The sequence below is a fragment of the Zymomonas mobilis subsp. pomaceae ATCC 29192 genome (assembly GCF_000218875.1).
Classification (GTDB): domain Bacteria; phylum Pseudomonadota; class Alphaproteobacteria; order Sphingomonadales; family Sphingomonadaceae; genus Zymomonas; species Zymomonas pomaceae.
In genome coordinates, this window is the sequence record NC_015716.1 from 23,805 (window position 1) to 34,161 (window position 10,357).

16 protein-coding genes are annotated in these 10,357 nt (G+C 42.1%); 7 read left to right on the plus strand and 9 right to left on the minus strand.

The window, feature by feature from the left end:
• Nucleotides 1-30: 30 nt before the first annotated feature.
• The 3 genes from ZYMOP_RS09105 (at nt 31) to ZYMOP_RS09115 (ending at nt 1,863) form a co-directional block, all read left to right on the plus strand.
• Nucleotides 31-663, plus strand: coding sequence for a ParA family protein (locus ZYMOP_RS09105; protein WP_013945644.1), 633 nt, complete (start codon nt 31-33; stop codon nt 661-663).
• A complete protein-coding gene (locus ZYMOP_RS09110) occupies nt 660-935 on the plus strand; it encodes a hypothetical protein (protein WP_013945645.1) in 276 nt (91 codons plus the stop codon). Before ZYMOP_RS09105 ends, ZYMOP_RS09110 begins: the two co-directional genes overlap by 4 nt.
• Before the next feature lie 715 nt (nt 936-1,650).
• Entirely contained in the window at nt 1,651-1,863 is a 213-nt protein-coding gene (locus ZYMOP_RS09115) for a helix-turn-helix domain-containing protein (protein ID WP_420906722.1), read from the plus strand.
• A gap of 1,351 nt (nt 1,864-3,214) precedes the next feature.
• Here ZYMOP_RS09115 and ZYMOP_RS09125 read toward each other — a convergent pair.
• The 4 genes from ZYMOP_RS09125 to ZYMOP_RS09140 form a co-directional block, all read right to left on the minus strand.
• Nucleotides 3,215-3,535 (minus strand): helix-turn-helix domain-containing protein, encoded by a 321-nt coding sequence (locus ZYMOP_RS09125; protein WP_013945648.1) that lies wholly within the window; start codon nt 3,533-3,535, stop codon nt 3,215-3,217.
• A gap of 8 nt (nt 3,536-3,543) precedes the next feature.
• Nucleotides 3,544-3,924 carry a type II toxin-antitoxin system death-on-curing family toxin gene (locus ZYMOP_RS09130; RefSeq protein WP_013945649.1) on the minus strand — a complete coding sequence of 127 codons (381 nt, stop codon included), beginning with the start codon at nt 3,922-3,924 and terminating at the stop codon, nt 3,544-3,546.
• On the minus strand, nt 3,921-4,151 hold the full coding sequence (locus ZYMOP_RS09135) for a hypothetical protein (protein ID WP_013945650.1): 231 nt from the start codon (nt 4,149-4,151) through the stop codon (nt 3,921-3,923). Before ZYMOP_RS09135 ends, ZYMOP_RS09130 begins: the two co-directional genes overlap by 4 nt.
• 142 nt (nt 4,152-4,293) lie before the next feature.
• Nucleotides 4,294-4,476, minus strand: a complete 183-nt coding sequence (locus ZYMOP_RS09140; RefSeq protein WP_013945651.1) for a hypothetical protein — start codon at nt 4,474-4,476, stop codon at nt 4,294-4,296.
• A gap of 184 nt (nt 4,477-4,660) precedes the next feature.
• On the opposite strand from ZYMOP_RS09140, the gene ZYMOP_RS09475 reads away from it, so the two are divergent.
• The gene (locus ZYMOP_RS09475) at nt 4,661-4,825 is read left to right on the plus strand and encodes a hypothetical protein (protein ID WP_013945652.1); all 165 of its coding nucleotides are present in this window, start codon (nt 4,661-4,663) and stop codon (nt 4,823-4,825) included.
• 124 nt (nt 4,826-4,949) lie between these two features.
• Here the strand turns inward: ZYMOP_RS09475 and ZYMOP_RS09480 are convergent, their stop codons facing one another.
• From ZYMOP_RS09480 to ZYMOP_RS09165, 5 genes are all read right to left on the minus strand, one after another.
• The gene (locus ZYMOP_RS09480) at nt 4,950-5,096 is read right to left on the minus strand and encodes a hypothetical protein (RefSeq protein WP_162094009.1); all 147 of its coding nucleotides are present in this window, start codon (nt 5,094-5,096) and stop codon (nt 4,950-4,952) included.
• A gap of 81 nt (nt 5,097-5,177) precedes the next feature.
• The gene (locus tag ZYMOP_RS09150) at nt 5,178-5,423 is read right to left on the minus strand and encodes a type II toxin-antitoxin system YafQ family toxin (RefSeq protein WP_013945653.1); all 246 of its coding nucleotides are present in this window, start codon (nt 5,421-5,423) and stop codon (nt 5,178-5,180) included.
• Entirely contained in the window at nt 5,410-5,673 is a 264-nt protein-coding gene (locus tag ZYMOP_RS09155; RefSeq protein WP_013945654.1) for a type II toxin-antitoxin system RelB/DinJ family antitoxin, read from the minus strand. Before ZYMOP_RS09155 ends, ZYMOP_RS09150 begins: the two co-directional genes overlap by 14 nt.
• 573 nt (nt 5,674-6,246) lie before the next feature.
• Nucleotides 6,247-6,699 (minus strand): hypothetical protein, encoded by a 453-nt coding sequence (locus ZYMOP_RS09160; protein ID WP_013945655.1) that lies wholly within the window; start codon nt 6,697-6,699, stop codon nt 6,247-6,249.
• Nucleotides 6,700-6,809: 110 nt separating this feature from the next.
• Nucleotides 6,810-7,283: a helix-turn-helix domain-containing protein gene (locus ZYMOP_RS09165; protein WP_013945656.1), complete on the minus strand. Its 474-nt coding sequence runs from the start codon at nt 7,281-7,283 to the stop codon at nt 6,810-6,812.
• Between the two features lie 483 nt (nt 7,284-7,766).
• On the opposite strand from ZYMOP_RS09165, the gene ZYMOP_RS09170 reads away from it, so the two are divergent.
• From ZYMOP_RS09170 to ZYMOP_RS09180, 3 genes are all read left to right on the plus strand, one after another.
• The gene (locus ZYMOP_RS09170; protein WP_013945657.1) at nt 7,767-8,084 is read left to right on the plus strand and encodes a hypothetical protein; all 318 of its coding nucleotides are present in this window, start codon (nt 7,767-7,769) and stop codon (nt 8,082-8,084) included.
• 124 nt (nt 8,085-8,208) lie between these two features.
• Nucleotides 8,209-8,460 (plus strand): GapR family DNA-binding domain-containing protein, encoded by a 252-nt coding sequence (locus ZYMOP_RS09175; RefSeq protein WP_013945658.1) that lies wholly within the window; start codon nt 8,209-8,211, stop codon nt 8,458-8,460.
• A 106-nt stretch (nt 8,461-8,566) separates the two neighbouring features.
• A complete protein-coding gene (locus ZYMOP_RS09180) occupies nt 8,567-10,255 on the plus strand; it encodes a helix-turn-helix domain-containing protein (RefSeq protein ID WP_013945659.1) in 1,689 nt (562 codons plus the stop codon).
• Nucleotides 10,256-10,357: the final 102 nt, after the last annotated feature.

Here is a 10,357-nt window from a genome sequence, read left to right on the forward strand (position 1 = left end):
ATAACTAGCTGTCATGAAAAAGGTGCGTAGATGATTTATGGTGTCGTCAATACAAAGGGGGGCGTTGGCAAAACGACGATAGCTGTCCATCTCGCAACCTACCTTAGCGGTAGAGGAAAAACTCTGCTCATTGACGGCGATCCACAGGCTAGTTCTGCCAGTTGGGCAGCATGGCGACGCGATAGTAACCAAAAATATCCATTTAATCCAACGACAACCTGTCTCACTGGTAAAGCGGTCTATAGCGAAGGTCGCGACTTATCTTCTGGTTTTATGAATACCGTTATCGATGCCGGTGGGCGAGACACATCCGGATTAAGATCGACATTGTTGTTATGCCAGAGAGCTATTGTTCCTGTCGGAGCCTCTAATATGGATGCGGCAGCCTTATCTGACCTGTTAGAGGTGATAGATATTGCCCGTGATTATAATCCCGATTTAACAATACATATCTTACTCTCTCGCATTGATCCGAGAACAAAAGATTCCGCTGAGATGCTCCAGTTTTTGAAAGATCAAAATCTGACCGTGTTATCTAGTCAAATTTGTGAACGTGTGGCTTTTCGACGTGCTATCGGCGAAGGCGCTACTGTATCTGAAATTAAGAAAGACCCTGCTGCCACTACCGAGATAAACCAGTTCTTTGAAGAGATCACAGCATGAATAGAATGAAACGTAAACCTGATGTCAGTAATTTCCACTTATCCAAAGACCCAGATGATTTCTTAAATGGGGCGGGGGCAGATAAGGCTGAAAAAAGACTGCCAAAAGCAGAGATCAAAAAAGTCGAAACACAGCAAAAAATCTTTCGATTGCCGATTGATATTATCAATGCCCTCAAATTGCATGTAGCGCATCAACAAGTCGAAACTGGCCAAAAAATAAGTGAGACGAAAATTGTGGAAAAGCTACTGAGAGATTATCTAGCATTATAGCATTATAGCATTATAGCATTATAGCATTATAGCATTATAGCATTATAGCATTGGCTAGAGGTATGACTAGAATTCAGCATAACAGACGAACTCTGCTGTTCTTTAAGGCTGGTCAGTCATAGAGAAGAGAGAAAACCAGTGTTCTACGAAAAAGGATTTTTATTCTGATCCCGTTACAGGCTTATATGGGTATAAGCCTGTAACTATTCGTTTAATGAGCAAGAAGCGACAGACCTTATAAAACAGGTGATGAGTGAGTTTTGTTGGTCTGGGGATAATAGCTTAACAGGTAGGTATCACTACAGCCAAAATTCATTTCCCGATCTTTAGGTATATAGCGACAATTTCTGTTATATTTTGTCTTACTTATGCAATCCGCGCGGTAATAGGCAAATATTTTATTGCAAAAGCTTAAGGGTAAACTTTGGGCTTAGAAGAGATAAAACATGTATGGCGCAAAGCTAAAAAGAATAGCAATGCAAAAGAGAAGCGGCGCGAAAATAATATTCATTATAGAAAAATTGATTGCAAATCAGACGCTTATATGAAAAATACAAATATATCATGCTATCATTATAGAATGATATTAAGATAGATTGTTATCTATATAGCTTTTTATCTATGCTGATAACCATTTGGAATCGAATTGGTAGAAACGGATAGCCATATTGGCGTGAAGCCTATGTCTTTGCTAAAGGGGATAAATCGACTGCCCATGTGGGAGATCGAAGTTCTGACTATTGATATAGCTCAGCTTCGTAAAAAAATTGGTTATTCTCAAAGTGAATTTGCAAAAAGCATAGGTGTTTCCAAAGGGACTCTTCTCGGATGGGAACAAGGTCGTCGTCGTCCCACTGGTGCTGCACGTGTATTGTTGGGTATGATCGATAAACGCCCATCTATCGTTCAAGAATTGTTGAGCGCTTAGGCTTTAATATATCGTGTCTATAAGGCTACCCGTAGCCCGTTTTCTAAGCGGTTTATGAGGTGCTGAGCTTTCAATTTTATGAATAATGCCTCGACGTTTTGTTGCTTGATTAGCTTGATTAGCCAACTATCTAGTCGTCTAATCTTGCTAGAAACCGTCAATCTGCTTAAATGAGTAGTAGTGAGATGAAATGAGATGAGGGTATATTCGGGGTCATCTTTAGAGATAAGACGTTTTATAGCCCATATTTTAGGGCATATGGCCTATGTTTGAGCTGTCTAGCTTTGAGCAAAAACAGGGGGGCAAATTTCGGACAGCTAAGATCGGCAACTGAACGCAAGGGGTCTGAAAAACATTTCTGAAATAATGTTATACAAACCAATTGGGCATGTTCTTGCACTTAAAATTTTAATGTTTAATTAAATAAGTTATATTTGTTAGTAATAATATTGCTCAACCTTCTACCGTATAATATCTGGTAAATTTTAGACAAAAAGGGAGACTAAACGGCTCTGTCTTGCCTATATCTATGCTAGGGTGTGGGGCGCTGGAAAGCTGTTTAGATAGTCACGGGATAGTCTGAAATTTTCTCGAATGGGCATAAAATAAATTGCAGTTCATGCAGTTTTCTTTTGATGCCCCCGTTATCAAAGTAACCAATGAATAGGTTGCTTTATTCTGTGACAGCCTTGCCTGAATAATTCGGACGACAGAAAGTTTTCTGACCGAGGTTAATATCACATAGACTATATCGGCCTTTGTCCAAGATCACGACTTGGCCGGAATAATTAGGATGGCAAAAGCCTTTTTGGCCAAGATTGATATCACACATACTGTACCGGCTTTTGTCCAAAACCACAGCTTTTCCAGAGTAATGAGGACGGCAGAATCCTTTCTGTCCAAGATTAATATCGCATAGGCTGTAACTGGCGAATGTCGGAGTGCTAAAAGCTAAAGCACAAAGCAGAAGATATTTCATATAGCCGTCTTAAACAACATGGCTTTGGAATTCAAAACACACGGAAAGAATACAGCGAAAAACAATGACCGCCTATGGTCTCGTGAGAGAAAGGATATTCTGCTGTGTTTATAAGAAAAGGCGATTAAAAAGTGGAACCTAATGAAGTGATCCCTGATTGGGAAAAACAGCTTTTAGCAAGCGTGGACTGGGAAAAGGTCGATGCCACTACGGATGCCGATATAGATCAGTAGATTGCCTCTGATCCAGACACGGCTCTGTTACCTACTGAAAAGCAGATCATCGGTGGTCAGATACAGCGCCTACGTCGTGAACAGCTTAAAATAAAAAGGGAGTAAGTTATCTTACTCCCTTTCCCTAACGGATAGCTTTTTAAGCCGCTACGGCTCGTCGCATAGCCTCAGGCTCTTTCCACAAAATCTTCAACAACGTTCTGATTGCCGGATCAAGCGCAACGCGTCCCTGTTCCCAATTTTGCCAAGTGGCAAGCGGTATCCCCATCAGATCAGCAATAGCTTTCTGGGTCATACCCAATGCGCGCCGGACAGTCGCTGCGATCGGATACACACCGGAGATAATTTCTTCATCCGTTCCATCTTCCTTCGCCTGCCGGAGGATATCTTCATCCGTCGTCGCAGCCAGTCGTTTCCGATCCACACGGCCTCCAGAACGACGGATTTCTGCTAAAGTCATTTTAACCTTCAAGCTGAACGCCCAATTGTATTTAGCCGAAGCCAGTGATCTAAAACTTCAAATGCAAAATTATTCTTTTCATAAAGCTGGCTGATGAAAGCATAAGCCGTTTCGGCTTCTGCTGAAATAACAACACCGTTTAAAGCAAGGAATGTATAGGTAACCGCAAAAGCAGTGCGCTTGTTACCGTCAATAAATGGATGATTTTGGGCAAGGCTTTCCCAAAGAGCAGCGGCTTCTTGTATAAGATCTTCATAATAACCAATTTGCGGACGAAATAGCGCTGCCTCTAATAATCCTTTATCTCGGATTCCATATGATCCTCCATATCGAGCTATCTGATCGGTATGGATGGCTAAAGCTTCAATAAGGGTTATAAAGTCACTCATTCAGCGAGTTTTTTATATAGTGGCGCGAAGCTCTTGTGGCTGGCCTGATAGATTTCCATGACCCTGCTACGCGGCTGATGCAATTTCCGCTTTTCGATCAGATCAGATAAGGCTTCTTCGACTAACGATTGAATTTGTCTACCCTCGTTTTTCGCAAGATTCCTGACCGTATTCAGTATATCCATACTAACCTGAGTAGCGAATTTTTCGCGTGCGTGGGTTGTCATAATGCACCTCGAACATTGGGCTGACATCAACTGTCATGATAAATCATGATAAACCTATAAGACAAGAGAGCATTTTCTAAGATAACTATATGGCCATAAATGGGTGATCTCACTTTAAAGTTAAGATAGATGCTTCGATTTTTTATGACTTTGATGACTTCATTTGCCAGCTATCTATCCATTTTTCATTCAAGAGAGGGGCAGCATCAGGATTATCGGCAATCTGCTTCTCGATATCCTCATCCGTCATAGCATCAATTTTGTCCCAATCGACTTCAGCCATCGCTTGAGCCATCAGTTCAGGCGTTAATTTTACAGTGTTCATCTGGTTGGCCGAGTTTAGTATCCGTATAACAACTCATGTCTAATATTATCGGATAAAGAGCAATCAGTATTCTTGATATATTAAAAGATAACCTTTCTCCTAAAGAGTAAGTCCTTCTTGTTGAGTTGAATAAGATAGTTATATTTTAATATAAAGATGTATAAAATAACAAAGGATCTATTGTATGTCTAAAGTAATCAAAGAAGAATCCGCATTTAAAAAAATCAGCCAAGGGCTGGAAGAAGCCTACGCTTTTGCTAAAGGTAATACATCAACTGTCCGTGTGCGAGAACTCGAAGTTCTTCTTACCAAAGTTAGCTATTATCAAGGAGAAAAGGAACATTTTTAGGCTCTGAACGCCCAATCTTCTGATTATAATTGTTTATTCGGCAGTATAAAAATATTCGAATGATTGCCACTTTGAACAAGATACAGTTCTCATTTCTTTTATCCTACGGATTAGGAACTATACATTAAATACCTAAATCCTTGAACAAGGCATCCGCATTTTGAAACGCTTTTCCTTTTCCTGATTTCAATTTAATAATAGCTTTTTGGGTTTCTGCTGTCGGTATTTCGACTGGAAAAGGAAGTTGTTGCTTATTAGCAATTTTAATCATGAGCAGACCCATTTGCTTTAAAACTTTCTGAGCGGCCTATTCGCCAATCAATACTTAAAACAACTCTGAATGTGACCCCAGTCACACCAAGTGAAGCGTGCCTTCATTCGGCTTTCGATAAATCAAAAGTAAATTAGGCTTAATATGGCATTCTCTATGATCATTCCAATTACTTGTTAACGGATGATCCTTCAAATGAGGAGCAAGCGCAATATCATTGGCTAGATCGGTAATAACAGGGATGAAATATTTATCTAATCGTGCGTCTGACTTCAGTTCTCTTTTATAATCGCGTTTGAATTGAGACGTTCGTTCAATCATCCGCATGAAGGTCATCCATCAGAGATTGAACACTGTTGAATTTTTTTAATTTACCGGCACGCGCATCTTTCATCGCCGCCAAGGTCTTTTTATTTGGGACAAGAGGTTCAAAAGGTAGTGCTTTTTCTTGAACGACTTTTGTTAGCATCATGCGGACAGCATCGGATACAGTAAGACCAATGCTTTCCAAAATAGCAGAAGCTTCTTGTTTTATCTGTCCATTAATCCGAGCTTGTACGAGTTGATTAGCTGCCATTTCTATTTCCTTTGTGAATGACAATGTAATTCATACTAACGTTTTTATAAGAGTTTAGAAAGTGTCATTCCTATTTTTTAAGCCGTCTATGCGTTATTAGTGACCCAACTCCCATAGATCTTATATGGTTCTGTCTTTTGAAAATGCTTATATTGCTTATCTGGACTCTAGAGCCGTTTGCAGTTCCTATCCAAAAAACAGGCTCCAATACTCGCCAACCCTAGCTTTTAAACCTTGAGTATTCAGCTATATTTTAGATGATTCACAAATCATTGATGCGGTATTCTAAATTTCTTTTAGTTCCAACAGCTTGACCAACAAGATGCGAGGATGCTGCTTCCGGCGGATTTTCTTCAAAGGCTTGTTCAACATATTCAATCCAGACGGGAATACTTTTTATTCGTCCGCTTTCCAGAAATGAAACAGCCTGTTGTCTTAGCTGTAATTCATGCCCTATTTTTTTGCAGATTTTACTGCTTCATTAGCAAGCTGTTTTGCGCTCCATCCTCTTAATAAGCGCTGCCATCTCACCCAATGGGATAAGTCATCTATTTTTTGCAGTCGTTTGAGGTTTTAGCCTAAAAACATCCCGACTTCTTTTATGCCTTTGGGGAGATTTTTCGCTAAGCTGGATGCAATGCGATATTTAGAGTCCCATGGAATATGATCTTCCATAGGAGCTAACAGCCCAATTAATATTTTCTTTAGAGATGATTCATCAGGTAAAAAAGTTTTACCGTTGCAGTCAAAACTCTGAGGCTTTTGGTAAACTTTGCCCAATAATTTGGGCGGATTTTCTTCAAAGGCTTGTTCAACAAATTGCAGCCAGTTTGGGATACTCTTCATGTGTCCTAATTCTAAATAAGAAATAGACTGCTGCTTCAAATCGATTTGAACATTGTTAGCTTTTGCTACTTCTGTAGCTTTCTCTGCCAGCACTCGCGTACTCCAGTCTCTCAACAGGCGTTCTTGCCGAACCCAGTTCCGGATGTAATCGATTTGGTCTGACTTTTTCATAACAGGCATATATTACAACCGCTTTAAAAGCATAGCCTCTTTTGAGTCTGAATAAAAATCTTCTCAGTTAGAAAATAACCAATATGTGAAAGATATTGGTTATTCAGGAAGAAACGATATCAAATATCTGTATGGAATATCTGCGGTTGAGTCATCACAATAGGTAATCTTTGCGCAAGTGACGACGCTATCTTTTGTTTAAGATTCCACGAGTCAGGGCTTCCGATTTCCATCGGTGCCAGCAAACCGAGCAGCATTTTCCGGAGTTCTGTTTGCGTAGGTAATTTTACCGAGGCTTCTGTGCATTTTGACTCAGTAATATTCTTTATTACTGAGGGCGTTGGATGATCTTCAAACGCTGCTGCTACAAAAGTTACCCATTCTGGAATACCCTTTGTTTGTCCATTTTCAAATGCAGATATGGTTTGTTGTTTTATATCTGATACTTTACCGCGAGCTTCTGCCGAGAGTTTGGCTTCTTTGGCTAGTCTATTAGCACTCCAGCCGCGGGAATTCCTTTCCTCGCGGAGCCATTGCCGCACCTTTTCGATCTTTGTTGTTTCAGATGATGCATGTCTCGTCATAGTCAGCATTTTACAATCAGCCTAGTTACTAAGCAGCAAATAAGAGACCAAAAATAATGGTCTTTTTAAAAATATAATGAGTATTTATAAAAATATATAAAAATTTCTTGTTGAAATGGTTATTATCTGTAATAACCACATCTAAGTTACAGGCGAATCTTAAAGAATCCATAAAACAGGTGGTAGCATGTCTGGTATAACAAGAGTCAATAAAAAATATTTTTGTGAAGCTTTAGTAAATCTTAGTAAAGATTTGTAGAATGATTCCGCAGTCAGCTGTCCAATCGGATTTTCTTCCAGATTCCCCTCTTTCCTGTATGCGATTTCAGGCACTGTCTAGTCCAAAATTAAGGATATCTATGTCGAATGTGATGAGGCGATATATCTATCGTATCTTATTGCAAATGATCTTTCCGCGCTCTGACCAAGAGCGAAAGTTTTTCAAAGCCTCTCTGAATATTCCCAAATCATCGAAGCCGAAGTTGTGCCAAAATGACAATTAAAACAGCCGAAAATATGCCCGCCTTGGTCGATCACGAGATCAGTGCATTCAAGCAGAAGATTAGCAATGCCATGTATCTTTATATGGGGCAGATGGAATGCGGCCTTCGCCTGCTTATGGAACGCTTGGATGGTATTCGTCAGGCAGAAGAGACCCGTTCTTATGCCTTGCTAGAAAATGTCTCAAAAGATGAATTTATGAGATTTAATACTGAAATACTGAGTCTTATTGAAATTATCAAGCGTTCGGCAACCTCAGCGAATGAAGGCTTGACGGGCTTCATTGAAAATTTCGGCTCGTCCTTATGATCCCTTGTTTTTTCAGCCTTTCCTATTTGGAAAAGACCTGTTCTGTTTCCAGCAGTTTCAATCTTGGGTTTCTGACCGAGGCCTTTTCGGCAATCCCTTATCTTCTCATCGGAGAGACTGTCTTATGAGTTCAATTCATGCGACCGAAGAGCTGACTGAAAAGCTCCAATCCATTATCAGCCTTGAAGAAGAAAAGGCGGGTCTAGATGACCAGATTGCCGAAGCTTATCGGGATCTGAAAGGCCAGAAATACGACATCAAGAAGGCCAAGCTTGCGGTCAGCCGGTCGCGCAAAGGCCATCCTGAAAATTCTATTCGTATTCTGATTAATGAAATCGTCAATGATCGGGCGATGAGCCGAAAGCTTGTTCCGTGATCAGAACCGGCGCCACCTTTCCCTATTTTTCCCTCTCAATTTCAGGCCTGCCACAGCGGAGAATCTTCGCTGTGGTTTTTTTGCGTCCGAGACCGGAGCCCTTGCCATGACTGCCTCTTCTGCTTCTGTGACTACTCCTGCGTCTTCTTTATCCTTTGAAGACAATCCTTTTGTGGACAGACTGGGCCGCTTCAAGCGGGGCACTTATCGGGCTATGCTGGTTCAGACGGGCATGTCCTACGCCCATGCAAAAGCGTTAGCAGAACAGGCCGCAGAGGCGTACAAACAGGTACGCGCTCAGGCAAAAGAAGGCGTGTCGGACGAAAATACGAAACCCTCTGAAATTCAAGCCTTATTGGCAAAATCCGATATACCCGCCTCTAAAATAACGGTTGATACTGAGGCCCATTCTGTAACGCTTTCTGAGGCGAGATTGGCGCCAGTAGAACCCTTCGACGCCTATAAATTCATGCGGGAATTACAGGATTCAGGGGTAGATGGCGCTACGGCTGAACGGCTGGCCAATAAAACCTATCACGAGCGCAAACAGGCGGCTGAAAATCCCTTTAGCGAGGTCGAATATTGTCAGCAGTTGATCGCGCAAGGCGTATCCGAAATTGATGCGGCTGACATTGCGCGCAAGACAGCAGAAGCGCGTTTTCGTGATCCGTTAGAGCGCAGCGGCATTCGTTTGCGAGCACGTCGAAAGGCGATGCGTGATCCGGTGCATCGAGACTCTTATGAAGTCGGTGAACGGGAGCATTTAGTCTGGAAGCCGGTCAATCCGCAAGAGATCGGGGCCTATCTGGAGGCCGTCGATCAGTATTCAGTTCAAACTAAATCGCTGGGGCCGTTGGCCGTCCGTATTTTGAAAATCATGTTTCGATTGGTTGACTATAAGACAGGGCGGCTAGATCCTTCGATAGAATTTCTTTGTGAGCGGGTGGGCTGTGCCAGAGCGACGATTATCAGGGCGCTTAAAGATATGCGCGATTGTGGTTTTATTCGCTGGATCAGACGCTCGGTAAAATTGGATACCGAGGGGGCTGGGCCACGCCGGAAACAGGTCAGCAATGCCTATGGCTTTTTGTCGCCTGCCTCATGGCCGGAAATAGCAAGAGAGACTTTCAATCGGGTGATGCGCCGTAAGAAGCCCCCTGTGCCCGATGATACCGCCTATCGCATAGCGGAGGATCAGGCTGCTACTGAAGCCATGGTCGAAAGCCTACCCACCGAAGCTTGGGTCGATGAGATATTTGCTCGGCAACGTTCGCAACGTCCGGCCAGTCAAGCGGACAAGGAAGAGAAGCCCAGTGAGCTGGCAGAAACGCTTAAACGGCTAGGCGCGGCTATCGAGAAAGAAGAACAATCAGAAGGGGATAAACATGCCTCAGAGACCGCTTTAAACGAGGATAAAGCACCGTCCCAAAAACCTAGCAATGAGACGACGAAAACGCCCCAAATTAGGACTAATGAGCGCGAGTTCAATTCTGATACTCTATCCCGTTATAGTTATTTATCTTATAACTCTTCTCCCCATTCTAAAACAACGAATGATCAAGCAGAGCGGCGCACTCCTGCTACCGCAGGTGCACCGCAGCGTTATCCTAAAACTAAACCTAAAAAACCTGACAATAATACAGACCTCACTACCCTCTCAGCCCGTGGTTACAGACCCGAACAAATCTCTACTATCCTCAACCACCGACAAAAACGAAAACAAGCTGGATTAATGACTCTCTCACTCGAAAACATCGCTGACCTCCTCATCAAAACCAAACAGATGAAACCTTGATCAGTAACCTAAAGCAGCTCCCTTACCTCACCTTCGGTGCTGTTCGCTTCGCTCACAGGCTCGGCGAGAAAGAAATTGGGACTCCTTAAGGAGGAACTAATT